Raw genomic sequence first — 20296 nt, forward strand, 5'->3', positions numbered from 1 at the left:
TTTCGTTCTTCTTGGTCGTTGAACCAACTACCGGAGACCTCTTCGTTCAACGATCATCGACACGCCTCACACGTAATCTTTCGAAACACGGCCTAGACCGCTGTTGAAGCCGAGGTGGCCGACTTCCTGCGCGGACCACCGGGAAGTACGCCTCTCACCTGATCCGGAGGGGTCACGGTTACGTCCCATAGGGTTGTGAGTTCTGACCGCGCTTGTGGCCGCGAGCCGGGATCCAATCCGTGAGAAGTGACAGCACCTGGCATGAACGTGCGCCGGCGCGTCGGCGCCCAACGGTGGGGGCCGGTGCAACCGCCTGACGGTAGGAGGCGCGTCCGCAATGATTTGTAGTTTCGCATCAAAGCCAGCGCAGTTCCTCCTGTACGAGCGCCACCACCGTGGAGTCATCGCGTCGTGGTCCGTCGGGTTGGTGGCCTTGTCCGCATGGGCGGAGCCTGATTTCAATTCGTTCAAGGGCGTTGGGTAGCCAGCGGTCGAGGTATTCGCACGCGTCGTTTGCGGATGCGCCTTCCCATAGGTAGGCGGTTTTCCAGGCGCAGTAGAGCATGCTGAGTTCTTCGGTGACGTCCCAGTGGCGGGGCCAGCAGGGGGCGATGGCGCGTTGGGCGGCTGGCCAGCCGAACAGGACTTGGGTCAGCCAGTCCCCTAGTTCGCCGAGCTTGTCGGCTTTGCGGCGGTGGGGCATCTTGGGCCAACACCAGGGGCGGGGTGGTGGCTGGAGGTTGCGGGTCGGGCCTGTGGGAGTGGGTGGGTCAGCCAGCAGGTGGGGTGAATGTTCGGGGTCGGAGGGGTCGCCGACGGTGGGGATACCAGGGTGGGTCATGGGCAGCGTCAGTGCGAGGGGCGTTTGGTATGCCAGGGCCGGAGTGCGCGAGGCTGTGTCGTGGAGGCTGGCGGTGGTGGAGTCGGGGGTTGAGGTTCCGTTTTGGTGGACGTGAGGGGCGGGAAGGGGATTTTGCCGTTTTTGGCTTTCCAGCGTTTGTAGTCGGCTCGTCTCCAGACTCGTTCGACGCGGACGATGGTGGGTGTGGCGTTGCGGCGGACTACCAGGGCGCGCCAGGTCGGTAGTCTGCGGGCTTGTTCTGGGGGTAGCACGGGGACGGTTTCCCAGCGGCGGGTGTAGTAGGGCTTGCCGGAGCCGTCGACGGACTTTTCTCGGTATGGGAGTGCGATTTCGCCGCAGAGGTCGGACATGACGTTCAGGTCTTCGGGGTCGGAGGTGGCGCCGAAGAGCATTTTGGCTTTGCAGTTGTTCCAGATGGTTTTGGCGCCGTGTTCGGTCCATCGGTGCTTGAACTGGGACCAGGATTGGCCGGCGATGATGAAGGTGAAGCCGGATCCGGCGGCGGTGGCGACCCAACCGGGCAGTTGTGGGATGGGGCAGATTTCTGGGGCTTCGTCGAGGATGAAGGTCAGGGGTGGGTCCATGCGGCGGTTGGGGCGGCCAGCTGCGAGGATGCGGGCCTGGTGGTGGATTTCTGCCACCAAGGCGGCGAAGAGGATGGGAGTCGCGGGGTTGGCGCTGTCTCCGGAGACGAGGTAGAGGGTGCCGCGGTGTCGGAGGAAGTCCGAGACGTCGAGGCCTTCTCCCGGTGGTGGGCAGAGCATGTGGGCCATGTCGGGGTCGTCCATGCAGCGCAGGACCTGGCGAAGGGTGAGGTAGATGGAGTCGCGGGTGCGTACGTGGAGGTTGTGGTAGCGGCGGACGAGAGCTGCGGCGCGGTCGGTGGCGTGGCCGGGGCGGTGGCGGGTGAGGATTTTCAGGGGGGTGGGGTCTTCGTTGAGTGTCCAGGCATCGACGTGTTCCAGAGACAGGTCTTCCAGTCCTGCTGCGTAGAGCAGTGCGGCGAGGGTCATGGCGGCTTGGTTGGTCCAGAAGGCCTGGTCGGTGAGGCCGCCGGCCTCGGTGGCGGCGACCATGGTGGCGGCGCGGCGGATGGCGGTGGACTGGTCGTGACAGCCGCGTACGGGTGACCACCGCACGGTTGAGGCGTAGGAGCCGAAGCGTTCCGGGTTGAAGAGGTGGACTTCGCCTCTGCGAAGGCCGGCGGTGAGTTCGGCGACGTCGTCGCGGATGCTGGTGACGACCGCGGCGCCGGGGGCGTCGATGACCCAGCCGGACAGGTGGGCGGTCTTTCCTTCTTTGTGTGGGGCGAGGCAGAGGATGTGGTCTTCGAGGGTGGCGTAGGTGCGGAAGTGGATGATCCAGCCTTGGGCCCAGCCGAGGAACAGGGCGATCTCGTTGCGGCGTACGACGTGTCTGGTCCACCAGCCGCGTAGGGAGGGGCGGGCTCGGCGGGCCACTTTGCGGGCGGCGGGGAGCCCGTAGTGGAAGTGGAGTTCGAGCCTGCGCGCGAAGCCGCGGCCTGGGTACAGGCGCCACCGCAGCCGCCACCACAGGGCGAGGCCGTGGCGGCGGCGGGGGTTGCGCAGCCGATCCAAGGCGATCGCGAGAAAGACGGCGGCGATCAGGACCGCCGCGACGGTGGTTACGGGCCAGGAGATGAGGGTCGGTGCGGGCTGGGTCATCGTCGGGCCCTGGCAACGGCTCGGATGGGTGGCACTGGTCAGCCTTTCGGAGGGTCGTCGTGGCAGTCGTCCCAGGTCAGGCAGGCTTGTTCGGTGGTTGTGGTGCGCGGTGGTTCTTCGGGGCCTTGTGCCGGCGGAGGGGTGCGGGGGCGGAGCGTGATGGTCACAGCAGTGGTGATGGTGACGGTGGGTTGCGGACGCTTGGAAGGACGTGTTGCAGGTCGCTTGGGTGAGCGGGTCACGGACGGGGGCGTTCTGGTCTGGGTCGAGCGGTGTGGGGTGTGGGTACGGCGTGCCGTTGGTGTCGTGCTGAGCGATCTGATGGGCAGGTCAGGGGTGATGGTCACGGTTGGGGTGGCCGGGATGGCTCGTGGTGGATTGTCCGTGGGGATGGCGAGCCAGATGCCGAGTCCGACGCTGGCGATCAGTACGGCGATGGGGACGGCGATCTTCCAGCGGGCGCGGGCAGGTTCTGGGGCGTACCAGTCGTCTTCGGAGAAGCGGTTGGGTGGGGGCGGGGGTAGGGGGTTGTGCAGTGGACCGCCTCTGATGGGTGTGGCGGGAGGTTCCAGGTCCTCCTCTGGCTTGTGGGGTGGGATTTCGAGGTCGGTTTCGATGGGGTAGCCGCCGTCGAGGGCGTCGGCGAAGCCGCGTGGCCCTTCGTAGTCCGGAAAGGGGTGGCTGTCGGGCGAGCCGGGTGGGTCGTCGTGGCGCATCGGTGCTTGTGTGGTCAGGTGAGGATGAAGACGTCGCTCGCTACCTTGGCGAGTTCGGTGAGGTCGGTGGTGACGCCGCGTTCGGTGGAGGAGGGGTCGAGGATGACTGCGAGGCGTCCGCGCAGGCGTTGGGTGGTGAGGGCGGTCCAGACGGCGTTGGGGGTCAGGTTGGCGTCGAGCAGGCGGTAGGTCTGGTCGCCGTCGGCAGTCTTGTGTCCCCAGAGCGTGATGGTGGGGATTCCGAGGGCGATGGCGGTGCCGATGCGGGCGTCGATCTGGGCGGTGGCGGTGGCTTTGTCCCAGGGCGAGGTGGCGCCGGCGTGGGCCAGGCCGTATTCGCGGGCTCCGATCTGAGCGAGGGTGTCCCATTCGAGGGCTCGGATGCTCATCCACTGGGCGCGGGCGGCCAAGGCGGGGGTGATCGGGGTGGGTCTGCGAGTCTTCGGGTCGGGGACTTTGTGCTGGGCGTAGGTGCGGCCGAACAGTCCGGTGGAGACTTCGACTCGGTCGACGGCTGCGGTCTTGAGGTAGCGGGTGACGTTTTCCTTGGTGGCGAGTGGGGCTTTGGTGCGCATCTCCTGGATGCAGGCTTTCGCGGATCCGCAGCCTAGTTCGGGGACGACCACGCCGATGCTCAGGCGCTTGCCGGGCAGGGCCGCACGCAGGGCGGCGCTGGCTCGCTTGAGGAAACGGGTGACGTCTTGCGCGCGGGTGAAGTTGGTGTAGGCGAGGTTGTCGGCGAATTTGACGCCGGTGACGCCGGGGTGCTTCGCGGCTGCGATGAGGGCGTTCAGGGCGGTGGTGAACTGGGGGTCACCTGCGGCGTAGTCGTCGGCCAGGTCGCTTTCCACCCAAATGCGTAGCCGTGGTGTGGTGGAGTGAGCGGCGCTGACGGCCTTGGCGATCGGTCCAGTGCCGCCGGAGGAGGTGGTTTCGGCGCTCACGGTCGGCAGGGGTGTCGGGGTTGTGGCTGTGGCGGTGGGGTCGATGGGTTCGGTGCTGATGGTCGGGGGCGGGGTGGAGCCTGTGGGCGCCACTGTGGGTTCGGCACTCGCCGACGCTGGGGTCGCTGTGGTCGTGGGCGTGGCGGTGGTGGGCGGGGTGGTGTGGGCGGTCCTGGTTCCGTTGACGTACCGCTCGTAGGTGGTTTGTCCGGTGGTCTGGTCGGTGCACTGGTACCAGTCGTCGTCGGGGAGCTGCTCGCAGAGGGTTTCCCCGCCCTTGCAGGAGCTGGAGGTGGACAGGTCCGTCTTCTGGTTGCAGCGGACGTACCGTGCGGGGAGGGGTTGTGCGGCTTTGAGGTTGGTTCCGTCGTCGGCTGCCCAGAACGTGGCGACTTGTGCGGCGTCCTGGGGTGGATTGAGCCAGCGGCAGACCACGTAGGTAGGGGTGTCGGCGGGCAGGGTGTCGCGGCAGGAGTCGCCGCGTTCGACGTCGAGGGCCAGTTCAAGGCCGGGTTGTGCGGGGTCTCCGGTGCCGGGCAGCAGGCCGGGCTCGGCGACGGCCACGACCGGCAAGAGGAGGGTCAGGGCGATGATGACGCCGGCGGCGGCGAAGCGTCGTTCCCGCCGGGTGATGCTGCCGAGTGCGCGTTTCACGTTGGTGTCCTCGTCGGTGTTCGTCAGCTGGGGCAGTTGATCCAGAAGCCCTGCCTGTCGCCCACGTGGCTGACCGGTCCGGTGGCGACCCAGTAGCCTCGGTCGGCTTCGACCGTCCAGGTAACGCGGAGGGTGAGGGCGCCGCTGGCGGTGGTGGTGCCTGCGCTGGTGCGTCCGTCGCCGGTGGTGGTGCCGGTCCAGGAGATGGTGACGGTGCCGTTCTCGATGGAGGGAGTGCAGCCGGGCTGGGAGGTGGGTGCCGAGACGGTGACGCGGGTGCCGGAGACAGTGATGCCGGGTGAGCCGGTTGCCGAGACGACCTGGCAAGTGTCGGTGCAGGCGAGCCTGAAGGTGCCGCTGCGGGTGGTGCCCAGGGCCAGGGTCGATGGTGCGAGGCTCGCTGTGGGGGGTGGTGGTTTGCGAAGCTTGCGCGGGCTGCGGGTGGGGTCGTCTTTGGTGGGTGGGTCTTGTGGGCCGCCCAGGATGCGCGTTTCGGTGGCGGGGTGAGTTCCGGGTACGGCTCGGCTGGGTTTCTTGGTGGGGGTGGGCGAGGGTGACTTCGTTGCCGTGGGTTTCTTTGTTGGGGCCGGCGTGGTGGGTCGGTTGGGAGGAGGTTCCTCGATGAGAGGTGCGGGCTGAGCTCGGCTGGGTTGCACGGTGATGGTGGCCGGGGCTGCCGCAGGGTGTACGTCGGGCGGGCGGGATTCTGGTTGGAGCCACGACCAGAGGGCACCGGCGGCGAGGATGCTCGTCACGGCTGCTGTGATCATGGCTCCTACGCGTAGGGCGGGAGCGAGTGGGCGGAGCGAGAGGTGTGCTTCGGGGTTGGATTCGTCGTGGCGGCGGGTCCAGAACTCCTCGGTGCGGCGGCTGCGCCGTTCCCAGGCTCGGAAGTCGTCCTGGCGGGTGGTCGTCTCCCCCGCCTCGTGGCGTCGTATGGGGGCGAAGGTGAAGGGGTCTTTCTGTTCAGGGAAGCCGTCGGCGCGCCATCGTGTGTCGGCGCCGAGGGGTGGGGCCGAGGCCAAGCGGGCCGTCATGGTGGGTGGCTCGTCGGCGATGGGGAGGGCGGTGAGGAGGGCGCGCGCGGTGTGTGGCGCGGGCTCGTCGGGCAGGTCGGGGTAAACGTTGGTGGAGATCCACCGGTCGATCTGGTCGATCGCGTTGGTGACGAGGTATTCGATCTCGAGGGCGCCGGCGTCGAAGATCGTGGCGATCTCTAGGTCGGACAGGCCGTGCCGAACCGACAGATTCAGCACTTCGAGCTGAGTTGCCGGTAGTGCCCTCACTGCTTCGCGCAGGAGGGGTGCGGCGGTGATCCCGGGCCAGGATGCTGGGCGGGAGGATGTCGTGCAGTGGACGCGGGCCAGGGCGTACAGCCAGGCTCGCAGGTATCGGCGTTCGGTGAGTCGGTCAGCGTGGGCGTGTGCGCTGGTGAGCGCGGCGCAGGCGGCCAGTTCGGCGTCGGCCGTGGCGAGTGTGGTGTGGCAGTAGTCGAACAGGACGGCGCCATAACGGTGGCGTAACCGGTCGACGGTTGCTCGCGCGTCCTCGTTCAGGGCTGGTTCCATGACGGGTCTCCGGGCAGGTGGGGGTCACGACGTGGGGACGGTCCTCGTTCCCAGAGCGCCCTTGACCTGGCTGGTGGAGACCACGCGACCGCAGCAGGAAGCGACATAGTTGAGGGCCATCGCGTGATGGTGGGCCGAGAGGTCGGCGATGGCGTCGCCGATGACGAAGGGCTGGATGTCGCGCATGAAGGCGTCCAGGACGGTGGCCAGTACTCCTATGTGCGCGTAGACGCCGCAAATGAGTAACTGGTCGCAGTCCAGGTGAGTGAGGGCCTCGTCGAGGTTCGTGTTGTGGAATGCGCTGTAGCGGGACTTGATGATGACGCGGTCCGATGGGTTCGGAATGAGCACGGGCGGGAGGTCGGTGTCGGCCGGGTCGGGGCCGGGGCCGTTGCCCCATCGGTCGGTCAACAGGCCGCGCTCGTCGGGGTCCTGGCCGCCAGGCTGCACTGAGTACAGCACGGGGATGTTCGCTTCGACGCACGTCTCGCGTAGTGCTGCCGCGTTGGCGAGCAGGTCGGCGAGGGGTGAGGCGGCGGGGGCGAAGGGGCGCAGGTAGTAGTTCTGCATGTCGTGGATGAGCAGCGCGGTTCTGCGGGGGTCCAGGGACCAGTCGGGGAACGCGTCGGCGGGCAGGTGGGGCAGGGGGTAGGAGGGGACGGCGGGCAGGAACGACATCTGCGGGGCTCCTTTCGGGGATCGGTTCAGTGCAACCGTGGGATGGCGTGCAGAGCTTGAAGCATGGTCGCCAGCTGGGTGCTGGTTTCGAGCAGGACGTCCGCCGGTTCCGAGGCCGCGGTGATGCCCGCGCCGGCCCAGAGCCGCAGCCGTCGCGGGCTTTCGGTGACGGCGCAGCAGAGCGTGAGTGCCCATTCGCCGTCGCCGGCGGCGTTCTGCCAGCCGACCAGGCCGGCGTACCAGCCGCGTCTGACTCCATTACCGTGTTCGAGCTCGGTGATGAGAGTGCGGGCGGCCTGGGTGGGGGTGCCGCAGGAGGTGGGTGGCGGGTGTAGCTCGGCGGCCAACCCTAGGGAGGTGGGAGGCGGGTCGGTGAGAGTGGCGGTGATTCTGCTGCCGAGGTGCCACATCGTCGCGGTCGCCTGGAGTTGGGGCTGCTTCGGCACGCGCAGATCGCGGCAGAAGGGGGCGAGTGTGGCTGCTGCCGATTCCACCACGAGCCGGTGTTCGTACCGCTTCTTCCTCGAGTTCAGCAGGTCGCGGGCGGCTTTCTGGTCGGCGAATGAAGTGGGGTGGCGCGGTGCTGCGCCGGCCAGGGGGTGGGTTGTGAGTGCACGGCCGTGCCGAGCAATGAGCAGTTCGGCAGATGTCCCTACGAGGGTTCGGCCATGGCCGAGTGGCAGAGCGAAGGTATACGGTGCCCGGCCGCTCAAGTGGATCAGGAGATCCGTCACATCGAGGCCATGGGAGCCGGTCGCGGTCAATGTCTGGGCCAGGACGATGCGGTTCGCTTCGCCGGCCGCGATGCGATCGCGGATCAGCCGTACGGTTGCGATGTGATCTTCGGCGCTGGGCTTGGCGGCGACGCGCCAGACGGCGGAGGCGCAGCGGAGACAGGGTCGTACGGTCAACGGCTCATGGCGGGTCACGCGCTCGGCGAACCGCAGTCGGCTGGCGGAGCCGTCGAAGCTGATGGCGCCGATGACCAGGCCGGTTCTGCCGTGCCCGGTCAGGGCCTTGGGAACCGCCTCCGGCAGGTCGGGCAGGCTGACGGTGGTGAGGGCGCGTCCGCCCTTGGCCAGCAGCGTGTAGGTGGGGGTTGAGAACAGCGTGTCCGTGGGGCGGAAATGTGCGATCGGTGTCTGCCCGCGTGCCGGCATCAGTGAAGGTGCCATCCCTTGTCCTTGGTCGCGACTGCTGGGTGGATCAGAGATTGAGGTCTGTGGTGGCGCCCACCGGAAGGACCTGTGCGGTGATGTGCCGCGCCTGGTGCGACAGCAGGAACAGCACGGCGTCCGCCACGGCTTCAGGCGTGGCGTGCCGACTGAACCGGAACTCGCCCGCGGGCTCACCGGTGGAGCCTGGCGCGACCACGTTGCATCGGATGCCGAAGGGAGCCAGTTCCAGGCCGAGGCAGCGGGTGAACATGGTGGCGGCGGCTACGGAGGCGGCGTATCCGGCCAGTTGGGCGCGTGGCACGCAGGCGGCGTCGGAGGTGACGGTGACGATCGAGCCACCGTCGCGAGGGACCATGCGCCGGGCGGCGGCACGGCAGACGTGGAAGGCACCGTCGGTGTTCACGGCGAACAGGTTCCGCCACTGCTCGTCCGGAAGGCCGACCGTACTCCCCCGGTGCAGGACGCCTGCCACGTTCACCAGGAGGCTCGGCGGCCCGTGCTCGGCTTCGGCCAGTGCCAGCGCGGCCTCGACCGCCCAGGGATTGGTGACGTCCAGTTGTCGGGCGGTGGCGGTGTGGCCGGCCGCCGTCAGCCGCGCGGCGACGTGCCGGACGCGTTCCCCGTTCAGGTCGAAGGCCGTGACGGCGGCTCCTGCCTGCGCGAGGGCGGCGGCGACGGCCGCGCCGATGCCGCTCGCCGCTCCGGTCACCAGGGCGGCCTGACCGGCCAGGCCGGTGGGGTGCGGCTGTGCTGCGGGGATCGTGGCGGTCGAGTCCTCGTTCGTCATGCGGGGTTCCGAAAGTGCGGGTGCGGGGTGGAGGCAGGTCATCGGGTTCCCTCCGGCCGACAGGTGGCGGCGAGTTCGGCGAGCCACCAGTCCATGCGCGTGACTTTGGCGTGCAGCAGCAGTGGGTGGTTCCTGGGTCCGCCCAGCCAGGCGGAGACGGCGGTCATGTCGGCCGGGCAGCGTACGACGGCGCTGGTCCAGCCAGCGATCAGGTCGCCGGCCGGTGCGTGCTCCGCGCTTTCGTCGCAGACGACGATCAGGAGGGGCGCGCCGAGACCGGCCGCCGTTTCCCTTTCGACCGCCATCAGCGCGCTGCCCGCGTCGAGGACGGTGACGGCGAGCCGGTCCGGTCTGGCCAACGCCGCGCCGATGCCGCCGGCCAGACCGAGCCCGGGTGCCGGGACGAGGCAGAAGCCGGCCGCGTCCGGTATGCGCAGGTGACTGACCGCAGGGCCCATCGCGGTGCCCTGCTCGACGACGAGTGTGCGTTCGGCGGGCAGCAGCGCATCCAGCAGCAGGAAGAACGACCGCGGATCGATGCGGCCGGGAACCGCCTCGTAGGTTCGGCTCTGCCGGCTGAGCACGCGTTGTCGCATGGTCGCGCTCCGGTAGCCGGTCCGCTGCTCCGGCAGGGCCGGCAGGAGTGCTTCGGCGGTGTGGCGGGTGTCGCCCGCCACACCGAGGTCGATGCGGTGGTGCAGGCCGAGTGCGGCGGGGTTGATGTCGATCTGCGCCAGCCGGGCTTGTGGTGAGAGCAGGGTCCCGCGGCGGGTCGTCCACGTGTCGAGCGTGCATCCCCATGCGACGACCAGGTCAGCAGCGCCGAGCAGTTCGGCCGTTTCGGGGGATGCGAGCGTTCCGGCGATGCCGATGTTCCAGGGATTGGAGCTGAACATTCCGTGCCCGCCGAGCGTCGTGGCCAGCAACGCGCCTGCCTGCTCGGCGAGCCGCTCGAGTGGTGCGGCAGCCGAGGCGGCGCCACGACCGGCGATGAAGATGGGACGATGCGCCTTCAGGAGCAGGGCTGAGAGATCTTTCAGTGCCGTGGCGTCGGGTGTCGGGGCCTTTGGAGATTCGTCGGCCGCCGCCGCGTTCGGGCCGGTCCGGAGCAGCACGGGGCGGTGGTGATCCTGCGCGGTACGGGCGGCTCGGGTGATCATGACGCTCACCTGCTGCTTGTCCGGTAGGTGCAGGGTCGATGCTGGGGAGGCGGCCAGGTCGCCGGAATGCACTTCCGGGGACAGGACGAGCAGCGGGATGTCGCCGTAGTCGATCAGGTTGAGGCCGGGCACGGCGGCTGCCCAGCCGTGCGGCTGTTCGAGGAGCAGCAGTGCGGGCTGGTGGCCGGTGCGGGCGTAGGTGACGGCCATGGCTGCTGCTGCCGCTTCGTTCCGGCCCCCGACGAGGCGCACCTGGTGCCGGGCCAGGGTGTCGGCGAGTGCGGGGAAGGCGTCGTCGATAGTGCTGAACACGGTGCGTAGGCCGAGTGCGGCCAGCAGCTCCGCGACGTCGGCGGCGATCCGCGTAGGAGTGAGGGGTGCTGGCGGGGTCATCGTGTTCCGTCCTGGTCGGGTGTCGGAGGGTTGGCGAGTACGGCGTCGATGTCCGCGAGCCCGTCTTGGGCGCAGTCGCGGATCGCGCGTAGCCGTTCCATGGCGCGGACGTCGGTGGCACGCAGTAAGGGCACGGTGTCCAGGCGGCTGTCCCAGGTGGTGGAGGCAGCCGGGCTGTGCGTGGCGGGAGGCGGGTAGGGCGTGCGGTGCTGCCGCGGGGTGAGAGTTTCGGTGACGGTCATGCGGTTCCTTCGGGTGGGGCGACGGGGTCGGGTGCGGGCGGGCGGGTGCGTCGGGGGTCGGAAAGGGCGGTGAGTTCGTCCTCGGCTGTGCGGGCGATGGTGCGCAGGCGGACTTGCTGACGTCGGAGCGCCGTGCGGAGCCGCTCAATCTCTGCCTGCAGTGCTGCCGAATGCCCCGGTACGGTCGGGCGGCGTTGCCGTACGGCCCGGATAAGGGCGCAGGTGCCCAGGAGCACGGCCACGGCGATGCCGCCGGCGATGACGTCGTGATAGGCCAGGGCAGCTGGCTTTGGAACGTCAGTCAGGTAGGCGGCCGCGGCCGCTGATCCGATCGCTCCGCCGAGGATGCGCGCGGTGGTGAGCGTTCCGACCGCGGCGGCGTATCCTTCCGTGCCGGTGTCGAGCGTGCCGGTGACCGTGGCTGTGGTGCTCACCAGCCCGAATCCGACGCCCAGCAGGATCAGCGTCGCCAGGCCCGGTCCTGATGTGACCGGTACGACGATCAGGAGCAGGAAGCCGGTACCGCTGAGGAAGGCGCCCACGTACACCGTCGGCAGCAGGCCGACGCGACGGACCAGGGGCGCGACCAGCGGACTGGCGAGGGTGACGGCTGCCGAGAGAGGAGCCAACGTCAGGCCGATCCGGCCGGTGGAGAGCCCCTGCTCGCCCAGCGCCATCGGTACGAGGTTCAGCAGCGCGAAGGCCATCACCCCGTACAGCAGCGAAATGAAAGCCCCCCACCTCACCCCTGGTGAGCGCCACAGCTCCATGTCGATCGCCCCCGCAGGGTGACGACGCGAGCGAGCCAGGGCCAGCCCACCGGCCGATATCATCGTTATCGTGGTGATGAGGGTGATGAGCGAGGTCCAGCCCCATCGAGCACCGTAGGTGACGACCAGCACCAGCGCCGCAGTGGCGGTGATCAGTGACAGCGTTCCGACCAGGTCCGGTGCCCTGTGTCGGTGTAGCTGTGCCATGGGCAGGACCTTGACCAGCAGGAGCAGCGCTATCGCCGTCAGGCCGTGCGGCAGATAGAGCAGGCGCCACCCGTAGGCGTCCAGAAAGAAACCACCCGCCGCGTGCATGACCAGCCCGCCCACTCCCGTGGCCGCGCCCCACAACGCCACCGCCCCGGGGCGACGCCGCTCGTCGCACTGGCCGAGCAGGAGCCCCAGTGCCGCCGGCAGCATCAGGGCGGACCCCGCCCCTTGGACCAGCCGCCCCGCCAGCAACACCGGCCAGAACGGGCCGAACGTCACCAGCAGCGCTCCCACCGCGAAGGCGGCCGCACCGACGGCCAGGACGATGCGCCGACCGATTAGATCCGCGAGCCGTCCTCCGGAGACCAGCAACGCGGCGATCGTCGCGAGGTTCGCCGTCGTCATCAGGTTCAGCTCGCTGAGCGGCACCGCCCGGACGACCGGGTCACGACTCAGGATCGGCATGGCCAGCGTGGTAGCGACCGTGTCGGCCATCACCAGAGCGGTGACAGCTCCGGCGACCAGCCGCAGCATGAGCAGACCAGATCTGGGCCGGGCGTGCCGCCCTCCGTGTTCGCCGGTGAGCCTTTGTTGAGAGATCACGCCCGGAAACGTAGGACGCAGTGGTGTTGTTCAGGTTGCGGCGGCGTTGTGGTCCGGATGGGTTTCGGTGGCAATCCGCGAAGCGCGGTAAGCGCCCACCTTCACCACCGCAATGACGATCTCGTCAAGCCGCGCGAATGGCACTACGATCATGCTTCGGTCCGATGCCCGCGCTGTCGAGATCGAGGAGCACTGTGCGCCCGCACCAGCAGTCAGACGACCGTCAACCGACCTCCGCGGCCCGCATGTACGACTATTTCCTGGGCGGCACCAACAATCTTCAGGTGGACAGGGACGCCGCAGCCGAAGGAATGCGTTACGATCCGGACCTGGGGAAAATCGCGCAAGCGAATCGTCAGTTCCTGATCCGGGCCGTACGCCATGTGGCCGAGCAAGGCGTCTCCCAGTTCCTGGACGTCGGCTCGGGACTGCCTACCCAGGAGAACGTGCACGAGGTCGCCCAATCCATCAATCCCGGCGCTCGCACCATTTACGTCGACAGCGACCCCAGCGTGCTCCCCCAGGCGGAGGCGCTCCTGGTCGGTGATGAGCAGACGCGTCTCATCAAAGCGGATGTCCGCGATCCTCATGGCATCCTGACGCATCCCGACACGCTTCGCCATTTCGACGTCGACCAACCCTGGGGGCTGGTCCTGTGCTCCGTGCTGCATTTCGTGCCCGACGCCGATGACGCGTACGGCGTCGTCTTTCGCCTCATGGAGGCGATGCCGCCCAAGAGCTACATGGTGTTCGCACACGTGTCGAGCACCGACATCGATCCCGGCATCTACAAAATCATGATGGCTGCGAACGCCAAAAGCCTCAGCACGCCCGTCACCTACCGGACCGTCGAGGAGATCGCCCGGTTCTTCGACCAGCCCGGCTGGAGCCTTCTCGAGCCAGGGCTGGTGGACGTGCAGCGGTGGCAACCCGGCCACGCCACCGACGACTACACCCGCCTCACGGCTCGGGTCCTGGGTGGCGTCGCGCAGAAGGCGTAGACGAGAACGCGCGGCGAGCCGCCGAGACTTGGACGATCCGGACCGCTGGCACAACCACACGGCCCGCGTAACAGGGCGACCGATCGACTCAGCCCGGTTCCGCTCTCGCGTCCCCGTTCTTGCGGCGGCACCGGTCCGCCTCATCGGCCAAGCCCACTTCATCGAAGGCAGCAGCAGCCTGCGCGTAGCGTTGCACGGCTTCCTGGTCGCGGTCGAGCGCGGCCAGCGCGTCCCCCGCCAGCTCGCTCGCCCGTGCCTGGCCGGCTCGGTGCCGCGCCTGCCGGCTGAGGTCATGGGCCTGGTCCAGGTCGCCGAGCGCCTGCTCGGGCCGGCCGACGGCGATCATCATGGCCCCCCGCGCCTGCAGGGCCCACGCATGGTACGTGGCATGTACGGCGTTGGGGGCCACCTTCTGCGCAACACGCACCATGTCCTGGGCCAACCCCAGCGCCCGCCCGTGCTCATTTCGGGCGCTGGCGATCAGGGCGAGTGCGCGCAGGCAGGCGAGCTCGGTGTACTGGTCGCGAGCTTCGCCGCAGGCGATACTCAGCCCTCGCTGCGCATCCACCTCGGCTTCCCTCAGCAGGGTCGCGGACTGCTGATCCAGCGCCTCCCTGCGGCGGCACTCGGCACGCAGGCCCAGGGTGCGGGCCAACCCCTGGTAGTCCTTATGTTTCTCACGCGCGGCCAAGACCTCGTCGAGCAGCGGCAGAGCCCGCTGCGGACCTCGCGGGCGACCCATGATCAAGGAGGCGAGACGATGGCGAGCCTCTGCTTGCAACCGAGGGTAGTCCGGTGTGATCGCCTGCAGAATGCGGCGCCACATGTCCTCCGCTTCCTGGTGCCGGCTCTCCCGATACAGATACGGAGCCACTCTCAGGGCGATTCCGAGAGCTTGCTGGTACTTTCCCCGCTCGCAGGCGATGCGAATGACGTTGAGGAGGTTGCCCACCTCGGTGGCCAGCCAGCCGTCGACGTCCGCAGCGATCATCTCTCTGACCGTGGTAGCGGCGTACATCGTGATGTCCAGCCTTCTGACAGGTGGATGGTACGGTTCGCGGGCGATTTGGGCAGCGGCCAGATCCGCCAGTTCCAGCCAGCCCAGGAGAAGCCGGTGCATCGCCGAATCCTGCTCATCGGGCCGTTCGGACAGACGCGCCGCACCATACGAGCGGAGCAGCTCGTGCTGGCCGTACCTGAGCTGGCCCGACGCGTCCACGCCCACGCTGGTCAGCAGGCTGTGCCGGGTGAGCAGCTCCAGAGCGCCCTCCAGGTCGGCGACCTTCTTGTTGTCCAGCATGGCCACCTCCCATCCGGCGAATCCGTGCCCGAGCATCGACACCAGCCGGAAGACCCGGCGGGCATCCCCTGGAAGGGCCTCGTCGCTGCCCCGGATGCTGGCTTCGACCCCCAGGTCATCCCCGCGCAGCAGGCTGAGGGAGCGCGTACGCAGCCGCTCCGCGAACGTGCGTAACGGCCACGCGGGCTGCCCTGCCAGCAGCGACCCGGCGATGCGCACCGCGAGCGGGAAACCACCGCAGACGGCGCAAATGTCCGCCGCGGCCGTCGGCTCGGCTTCAACGCGGTCAGCACCGACGATGTCACTGAGCAGGCTGACGGACTCCTCTTTCGACAGCGGGTTCAGCCTGACCACCCGCATCGCCGTGCTCGCCACCAGATGCGAGCGGCTCGTCACCAGCACCGCGCACCCGGACGTCCCCGGCAGCAGCGCCTGGATCTGCTGGATGCCGATGACGTCGTCGAGGACGACCAGCACCCGCCGGCCCGCCATCAACGAGCGGTAGAGCGCGGTACGTCCGCTCACACCGGCCGGCAGACCCGTGGGAGGAACTCCCAACGCGGACAGGACCTCAGCCAGGACGTCGCCGATCTCGCGGGGGCGCTCCGACGTGACGCCCATGTGCACGTAGATCTGCCCGTCCGGGAACACCGGGCGCAGGAGGTGCGCGACGAGGTGCGCAAGCGCCGACTTGCCGACGCCAGGTGGTCCGCAGATGGACGCGATCGGCACACCGTCGCTGTCACGCGCGGAGGACAAATATCGCTTCAGTTGCCGTACCTCGTCCTCCCGCCCCGTGAAGTCTGTGACTGCCGGCGGCAGCTGCGCCGGGGGCAGTCCCCCAGGTCCCAGAGCAACCGGCGTACAGGGGCGGTCGTCCGCGGTGACAGCGGACGTCAAGGGCCGCGGGCCGGACGTTCCTAACAGATCGTCGGAGGCGATCTCGTCCCGCAGCCGCCGGAGGTTCAGCCCGGGTTCCGCACCGGTGTCCTGAGCCAGGAGCGCGGCCAGGCTGTCGTACTGGTGCAACGCATCGATACGGTAGCCGGCCCGATAGAGCGCCTTCATCAGCAGGGCGTTCAACGTCTCGGACAGCGGATCCTCAGCGATTTCCTTGCGCAGGTCCCCCAGGAGCTGGTGATCCTCCCCCAATAGCAGCCTCAACTCCAGCACCTGCTCCTGGGCGACCTTGCGTTTCCACAGCAGTTCCCGTCTCCATGTGGCCACCTGCGGCGGGTCATCCGGTACGTCAGCCAGCGGCGGGTCGCCCCAAAGTGCCAGAGCCTTCTGTAAGGACGTCACCGCCTCCGCATGATGGCCTACCGCCGTTTGCTCACGCCCTTGTTCGGTGAGCGCGAGAAACTCCGCGAGGTCGAAAGTGTCATCATGCTGTAACTCCATGCGATAACCCCGCGGGCCGCCCTTCGCAATGCGACCCGGTATCAGGCGGCGCAGCTGTGACAATGCTGTTTTCAGCGAGTTTTCCCGCCCATAAGTGTCTCCCCACACGGCTTGCATCAACGTCTGTGCGGTGACTCCAGTTCTCCCGGCTAGGAGCAATGTGGCCAGCAGAGGGCGCCGGGTGCGGGAGATCTCCACCGTCTCCCCGGCTTGCTGTACTCCAACTGATCCCAGGACGACGAATCGCATCACGAGCCTCCTCGTCTTCCCCATGCGGGGCGAATCGGCTATCGACGGTCAAGAACGATCAGACCAAAGCTGAGCAGCGATGATAATACTGCGCAAGTCCGAACCGGATCATGACCCGGAAACAACCGAATCACAACCGGGTCAACACCGCGGCCGTTTACCTTCTCTCCGTAGCGAATACATGCCCGGCGCACAACCTCGCTCCCCGCGTCGGCCAGCTCGCACCAACGACACATTCGCCGTCACCGTCCGCTGCCGCCGCACCTCCGGCCGCGTCAGGCACGTCATTAAGGACCCCGATGACCTCCACGCACCTCCTCTTCCGACACGAGGCTGGAAGGATCCCCGACATCCTCACCAGTCTCGACGGCTCCACCACTCGCTTCCTGGCCGCCCTGCTCGGTAAGCAGCTCAAAGCCCGAGTGGTCCTGCAGGCCCGGCGGCCGGCGGCAGGTACCGTCTCCCCCGCAGTGCGCGCCCGCCTGCACGCCGCTACCGACGACACCGTGCTCCTCCGCCGATCCCAGCTGATCCTGGTCGAAACGGGAACGGTGATCTCGGCCAACAAAGTCGTCCTCGATCCCGGACACCCCCTGATGGCCGACATCGACCTCGGCACCGACATCCCGATCGGTTACCTGCTGTCAGAGGTCGAACAGCGCCGGGAACTGCTCCACCGAGGTGTACGGCCCTGGTCGTGGGGAGCGCCCGATCCCTTCAGCACGGCCCGCCCCAGTCTCTGGCGTTCCTACCTGATCATCAACAGCGGCCGACCTCTCTGCTCCATCGAAGAAGTCTTCCACCCAGACGTCGTCGCGCCACCTACGGCTCTGCCACGATGCGACCGTCTTGGATCCTGAGGTCCGGGGAGAGACGTCCTGCGCGATGGGTAAGGGACTGCACGGTCGCTGCTCGCCGCCCGTCGCCGCCGCCTACGGCGAGAGCGCGTTGATCCTCGCGAGGCAGGCTGTGGCCGGCGGCCCGTTCGACCCCCTGGGGCACGCGCTGACCTCCGCGCCCACTCCCGTCGATTGCCTGGCCAGTGGGGATGGCCTGAGCGCTACGTGCGCTCACGGCACCGGACGATCATCACCGCCGAGGGCTCCCGCGGTGTCCACGTGCGGCACTCGGCGCCGGCCGGTTCACCGCCCGCCGCGGACGAGAGCACCGGCACCGAGGCGGCGACGGTCGCGCCGGCCGCCGGAACCAGGGTCAGGAAGGTGACGGCTGCCGCGTACGCGGGCCATGATCGCAAAGAGAACATGGCCCACGACTACGGGCACAATCCCCTTAAGTGGCCAGAAGGCGCGCCTCCTCGTCGCTTACGGTGACGTCCATGGAGCTCCCCATACCGGGAGCTCCAGCTACGCGGTGCCGGAGAGGCGCTCCACGCCGCGCAGCAGCGCCGAGTGGTCGAGCCCGCCGTCGCCGCTCGCGTTCGCGGAGGCCACGAGCTGGGCCACGAGCGCCCCGAGCGGCAGCACCACGCCGGCCTCGCGGGCCGCAGAGGTGACGATGCCCATGTCCTTGTGGTGCAGCGCGATGCGGAAGCCGGGTTCGAAGGAGTGCCCGGTCATGTTGGCCCGCTTCTGCGTCAGTACGGCGGAGCCGGCCAGGCCGCCGCCGAGCACGTCCATCGCGGCCTCCAGGTCCACCCCGTACGCCCGCAGGAACACCACGGCCTCGGCCAGCGCCTCGATGTTGGCCGCCACGATGAGCTGGTTGGCGGCCTTGACCGTCTGGCCGGAGCCGCTCGGCCCGACGTGGACGACGGTCTTGCCGACCGCTTCGAAGATCGGCCGCGCGGCCTCGAAGTCGCCGGCCGCGCCGCCGACCATGATCGACAGGGCGGCGTTCCTGGCGCCGGCCTCGCCGCCGGAGACGGGGGCGTCGAGGTAGCGCAGGCCCCTGCGGTGCGCCTCCCCGGCCAGCTCGCGGGTGACGTCGGGGCGGATGGAGGAGAAGTCGATGATCAGCGTGCCGGGGGCGGCGTGCGCGAACACGCCGTCGTCGCCGGTCAGCACGTCCTGGACGTCAGGCGAGTCGGGCACCATGAGCGCGACGACCTCGGCGCCCGTCACGGCGTCGGCGACCGACCCGGCCACCCGCCCGCCGGCCTCCGCCAGCGGCTTCGCCTTGTCCGGCGACCGGTTGTACCCGGCCACGGCATGCCCGGCCTTGACCAGGTGGACGGCCATGGGCGAGCCCATGATGCCGAGGCCGATGAAGGCGATGGCGCTCACGTGAAAGATCCTTCCGTGTCAGGTACGGCGTCGCGGGTCGCGTTCAGGGCGGCGTCGCGGGCCGCGTGTGGGGTCGCGTTCATGGCCGCGTCGCGGGCCGTGGGCGGGGTCGCGTTCATGGCCGCGGCCGGGGGCCGGGTCTGCGGCGCGTTGCTCGCTCGGCAGCCAGGCGAAGGCGCCGGGCCCTTCCGCGCGGTATTCCAGGCCGATATATCCGTCATATCCGGCGGCGTACACGTCGTCGATCCACTGCCGCAGCGGCAGCTCACCCGAGCCGGGCGCACCTCGGCCAGGGGCGTCGGCGATCTGCACGTGGGCGATGCGCGCCGCGTGCCGGTCGATGACGACGGCCACGTCGTCGCCGTTGACGGCCAGATGGTAGAAGTCGGCGAGCAGCCCGAGGTTGGGCACGTCGGCCAGCCGGTCGAGCACGGCCACGGCGTCGGCGGCCGTCAGCAGCGGGTAGCGCGGCGCGCCGCTGACCGGCTCAAGCAGCACCGTGCCCGAGACGCCCTTGGCGCAGGCGGTCAGCAGCTCGGCGGCCAGCTCGTCCTGCTCGGCGGCGCCGGCGCCGTCGATCCGGTTGCCGTAGAGGGCGTTGAACGCGCGGCAGCCGAGCCGCTCGCCGATCGCGGCGACTACGGGGATGTTGTCGAGCAGCTCGCGCGAGCGGCCCGGCCACGACACGACGCCGCGGTCACCACCCGGCATGTCGCCGGCGAAGAAGTTGAGCCCGGTGAGCCGCACGCCCGCGTTCTCGACCGCGGCGACGAACGCGTCCACCTCACGGTCGTCCGGCACCGCCACCGGCCACGGCCACCAGAACTCGACGGCGGTGAACCCGTCGGCCGCCGCCGCGGCGGGCCGCTCCAGCAGCGGCAGATCCGTGTAGAGGAGGGAACAGTTGACGCTCCACCTGGTCACGCGTGGGCCTCTTCCGATCGTTCGCGGCGCAGCTGGCCGAGCAGCCGCCCCTGGGCCTGGTCGAGATGGTGGGCCAGGCACTGCTGCGCCCGCTCGGGGTCGCCGTCGCCGATGGCCTTGAGGATGTCGTCGTGCTCGTGCGCCACGTTCATCGGGTTCGTGGTGCGGTGGGCCTGGAACTGGCCCATGGTCAGGTGCACCTCGCCGAGGATGACCTCGTGCATCCGCGCCAGGCGGCGGCTGCCGACGGCGGCCACCAGCGCGGAGTGGAAGGCGATGTCGGCCTCGACCTGAGTGGCGAACGCCCCGGCATGGGATCCCTGGTCGGAGCCGTGCTGGGCCGCGTCGCCGGCCGCCGCCCTCATCGCCGCCTGGGCGCGCACCGCCTCGGGCGGCACCGTGCCGGCGCGGGCCAGCGCCACGACCGCCGCCCGTTCGACGGTCTCGCGGCTGAAGTAGAGGTCGCGGATCTCCGCCTCGTCCAGCTTGGGGACGACGGCGGTCTTGTGCGTGGTACGGCGCAGCAGCCCGAGCGCGGTCAGCCGTTCGAGGCAGGCTTTTGCGGTGGGGCGTGCGACGCTGTACTCGTTGGCGATCCGGATCTCGGTGAGCTTCTCCCCCGGGGCGATGTCGCCGTTGACGATGCGTTTGCGGACCGACTCGTAGAGCGCTTCCGTCAGTGATGATGGTCCGAGAGGAAAGCTGGGCTTACCGTCCATGGAACTCCT

18 protein-coding genes and 1 pseudogene are annotated in these 20296 nt (G+C 68.9%); 2 read left to right on the forward strand and 17 right to left on the reverse strand.

The window, feature by feature from the left end:
* Nucleotides 1–355 precede the first annotated feature (355 nt).
* The 11 genes from AB0K28_RS50765 to AB0K28_RS50815 all read right to left on the reverse strand — a co-directional run bounded on the left by AB0K28_RS50765 (nucleotide 356) and on the right by AB0K28_RS50815 (nucleotide 12603).
* The gene (locus AB0K28_RS50765; protein ID WP_364385629.1) at nucleotides 356–703 is read right to left on the reverse strand and encodes a hypothetical protein; all 348 of its coding nucleotides are present in this window, start codon (nucleotides 701–703) and stop codon (nucleotides 356–358) included.
* Between the two features lie 146 nt (nucleotides 704–849).
* Nucleotides 850–2547 (reverse strand): TraM recognition domain-containing protein, encoded by a 1698-nt coding sequence (locus AB0K28_RS50770; RefSeq protein ID WP_364385632.1) that lies wholly within the window; start codon nucleotides 2545–2547, stop codon nucleotides 850–852.
* 730 nt (nucleotides 2548–3277) lie between these two features.
* Nucleotides 3278–4861, reverse strand: a complete 1584-nt coding sequence (locus AB0K28_RS50775) for a hypothetical protein (RefSeq protein WP_364385635.1) — start codon at nucleotides 4859–4861, stop codon at nucleotides 3278–3280.
* A gap of 23 nt (nucleotides 4862–4884) precedes the next feature.
* Nucleotides 4885–6429 carry a hypothetical protein gene (locus AB0K28_RS50780; RefSeq protein ID WP_364385638.1) on the reverse strand — a complete coding sequence of 515 codons (1545 nt, stop codon included), beginning with the start codon at nucleotides 6427–6429 and terminating at the stop codon, nucleotides 4885–4887.
* Nucleotides 6430–6453: 24 nt separating this feature from the next.
* Nucleotides 6454–7107 (reverse strand): isochorismatase family protein, encoded by a 654-nt coding sequence (locus AB0K28_RS50785; protein ID WP_364385641.1) that lies wholly within the window; start codon nucleotides 7105–7107, stop codon nucleotides 6454–6456.
* A 26-nt stretch (nucleotides 7108–7133) separates the two neighbouring features.
* On the reverse strand, nucleotides 7134–8282 hold the full coding sequence (locus tag AB0K28_RS50790) for a chorismate-binding protein (protein ID WP_364385644.1): 1149 nt from the start codon (nucleotides 8280–8282) through the stop codon (nucleotides 7134–7136).
* Nucleotides 8283–8313: 31 nt separating this feature from the next.
* Nucleotides 8314–9072: an SDR family NAD(P)-dependent oxidoreductase gene (locus tag AB0K28_RS50795; RefSeq protein WP_345408518.1), complete on the reverse strand. Its 759-nt coding sequence runs from the start codon at nucleotides 9070–9072 to the stop codon at nucleotides 8314–8316.
* A 38-nt stretch (nucleotides 9073–9110) separates the two neighbouring features.
* Entirely contained in the window at nucleotides 9111–10625 is a 1515-nt protein-coding gene (locus AB0K28_RS50800) for a thiamine pyrophosphate-binding protein (RefSeq protein ID WP_364385647.1), read from the reverse strand.
* The gene (locus AB0K28_RS50805) at nucleotides 10622–10867 is read right to left on the reverse strand and encodes a hypothetical protein (protein WP_345408522.1); all 246 of its coding nucleotides are present in this window, start codon (nucleotides 10865–10867) and stop codon (nucleotides 10622–10624) included. Before AB0K28_RS50805 ends, AB0K28_RS50800 begins: the two co-directional genes overlap by 4 nt.
* Nucleotides 10864–12381, reverse strand: a complete 1518-nt coding sequence (locus tag AB0K28_RS50810; RefSeq protein ID WP_364385650.1) for an MFS transporter — start codon at nucleotides 12379–12381, stop codon at nucleotides 10864–10866. The genes AB0K28_RS50805 and AB0K28_RS50810 overlap by 4 nt, the downstream gene beginning before the upstream one ends.
* 99 nt (nucleotides 12382–12480) lie before the next feature.
* Nucleotides 12481–12603, reverse strand: a complete 123-nt coding sequence (locus AB0K28_RS50815; RefSeq protein WP_345408528.1) for a hypothetical protein — start codon at nucleotides 12601–12603, stop codon at nucleotides 12481–12483.
* Nucleotides 12604–12614: 11 nt separating this feature from the next.
* Here AB0K28_RS50815 and AB0K28_RS50820 point away from each other — a divergent pair, with 11 nt between their 5' ends.
* Nucleotides 12615–13451, forward strand: coding sequence for an SAM-dependent methyltransferase (locus AB0K28_RS50820; protein WP_364385653.1), 837 nt, complete (start codon nucleotides 12615–12617; stop codon nucleotides 13449–13451).
* An 88-nt stretch (nucleotides 13452–13539) separates the two neighbouring features.
* On the opposite strand, the gene AB0K28_RS50825 is transcribed toward AB0K28_RS50820, so the two are convergent.
* On the reverse strand, nucleotides 13540–16152 hold the full coding sequence (locus AB0K28_RS50825) for a BTAD domain-containing putative transcriptional regulator (RefSeq protein WP_364385682.1): 2613 nt from the start codon (nucleotides 16150–16152) through the stop codon (nucleotides 13540–13542).
* A gap of 45 nt (nucleotides 16153–16197) precedes the next feature.
* Nucleotides 16198–16425 (reverse strand): annotated as a pseudogene (locus AB0K28_RS50830) (helix-turn-helix domain-containing protein); the annotation flags it as partial.
* A gap of 275 nt (nucleotides 16426–16700) precedes the next feature.
* Between AB0K28_RS50830 and AB0K28_RS50835 the strand changes: the two are divergent.
* Complete coding sequence (locus AB0K28_RS50835; RefSeq protein ID WP_364385656.1) at nucleotides 16701–17261, forward strand: chorismate pyruvate-lyase family protein; 561 nt, start codon at nucleotides 16701–16703, stop codon at nucleotides 17259–17261.
* A gap of 200 nt (nucleotides 17262–17461) precedes the next feature.
* Here AB0K28_RS50835 and AB0K28_RS50840 read toward each other — a convergent pair whose 3' ends face one another.
* The 4 genes from AB0K28_RS50840 to AB0K28_RS50855 all read right to left on the reverse strand — a co-directional run bounded on the left by AB0K28_RS50840 (nucleotide 17462) and on the right by AB0K28_RS50855 (nucleotide 20287).
* Nucleotides 17462–17665: a hypothetical protein gene (locus AB0K28_RS50840; protein WP_364385659.1), complete on the reverse strand. Its 204-nt coding sequence runs from the start codon at nucleotides 17663–17665 to the stop codon at nucleotides 17462–17464.
* Nucleotides 17666–17765: 100 nt separating this feature from the next.
* Nucleotides 17766–18644: a 2-hydroxy-3-oxopropionate reductase gene (locus AB0K28_RS50845; RefSeq protein WP_364385662.1), complete on the reverse strand. Its 879-nt coding sequence runs from the start codon at nucleotides 18642–18644 to the stop codon at nucleotides 17766–17768.
* An 18-nt stretch (nucleotides 18645–18662) separates the two neighbouring features.
* On the reverse strand, nucleotides 18663–19568 hold the full coding sequence (locus AB0K28_RS50850) for a TIM barrel protein (protein WP_364385665.1): 906 nt from the start codon (nucleotides 19566–19568) through the stop codon (nucleotides 18663–18665).
* Nucleotides 19565–20287: a GntR family transcriptional regulator gene (locus AB0K28_RS50855; RefSeq protein WP_364385668.1), complete on the reverse strand. Its 723-nt coding sequence runs from the start codon at nucleotides 20285–20287 to the stop codon at nucleotides 19565–19567. Before AB0K28_RS50855 ends, AB0K28_RS50850 begins: the two co-directional genes overlap by 4 nt.
* Nucleotides 20288–20296: the final 9 nt, after the last annotated feature.

Source organism: Nonomuraea sp. NPDC049504 (genome assembly GCF_040676845.1).
Taxonomy (GTDB): Bacteria; Actinomycetota; Actinomycetes; order Streptosporangiales; family Streptosporangiaceae; genus Nonomuraea; species Nonomuraea salmonea.

Excerpts from the sequence above, each read along its gene's own strand:
- AB0K28_RS50780 (WP_364385638.1), bottom strand. The coding sequence starts at position 6,429 with ATGGAACCAGCCCTGAACGAGGACGCGCGAGCAACCGTCGACCGGTTA.
- AB0K28_RS50855 (WP_364385668.1), bottom strand. The coding sequence starts at position 20,287 with ATGGACGGTAAGCCCAGCTTTCCTCTCGGACCATCATCACTGACGGAA.
- AB0K28_RS50765 (WP_364385629.1), bottom strand. The coding sequence starts at position 703 with ATGCCCCACCGCCGCAAAGCCGACAAGCTCGGCGAACTAGGGGACTGG.
- AB0K28_RS50840 (WP_364385659.1), bottom strand. The coding sequence starts at position 17,665 with ATGTTCTCTTTGCGATCATGGCCCGCGTACGCGGCAGCCGTCACCTTC.
- AB0K28_RS50810 (WP_364385650.1), bottom strand. The coding sequence starts at position 12,381 with ATGCTGCGGCTGGTCGCCGGAGCTGTCACCGCTCTGGTGATGGCCGAC.
- AB0K28_RS50835 (WP_364385656.1), top strand. The coding sequence starts at position 16,701 with ATGACCTCCACGCACCTCCTCTTCCGACACGAGGCTGGAAGGATCCCC.
- AB0K28_RS50785 (WP_364385641.1), bottom strand. The coding sequence starts at position 7,107 with ATGTCGTTCCTGCCCGCCGTCCCCTCCTACCCCCTGCCCCACCTGCCC.
- AB0K28_RS50825 (WP_364385682.1), bottom strand. The coding sequence starts at position 16,152 with ATGGAGTTACAGCATGATGACACTTTCGACCTCGCGGAGTTTCTCGCG.
- AB0K28_RS50770 (WP_364385632.1), bottom strand. The coding sequence starts at position 2,547 with ATGACCCAGCCCGCACCGACCCTCATCTCCTGGCCCGTAACCACCGTC.
- AB0K28_RS50800 (WP_364385647.1), bottom strand. The coding sequence starts at position 10,625 with ATGACCCCGCCAGCACCCCTCACTCCTACGCGGATCGCCGCCGACGTC.
- AB0K28_RS50790 (WP_364385644.1), bottom strand. The coding sequence starts at position 8,282 with ATGGCACCTTCACTGATGCCGGCACGCGGGCAGACACCGATCGCACAT.
- AB0K28_RS50820 (WP_364385653.1), top strand. The coding sequence starts at position 12,615 with ATGCCCGCGCTGTCGAGATCGAGGAGCACTGTGCGCCCGCACCAGCAG.
- AB0K28_RS50795 (WP_345408518.1), bottom strand. The coding sequence starts at position 9,072 with ATGACGAACGAGGACTCGACCGCCACGATCCCCGCAGCACAGCCGCAC.
- AB0K28_RS50815 (WP_345408528.1), bottom strand. The coding sequence starts at position 12,603 with ATGATCGTAGTGCCATTCGCGCGGCTTGACGAGATCGTCATTGCGGTG.
- AB0K28_RS50805 (WP_345408522.1), bottom strand. The coding sequence starts at position 10,867 with ATGACCGTCACCGAAACTCTCACCCCGCGGCAGCACCGCACGCCCTAC.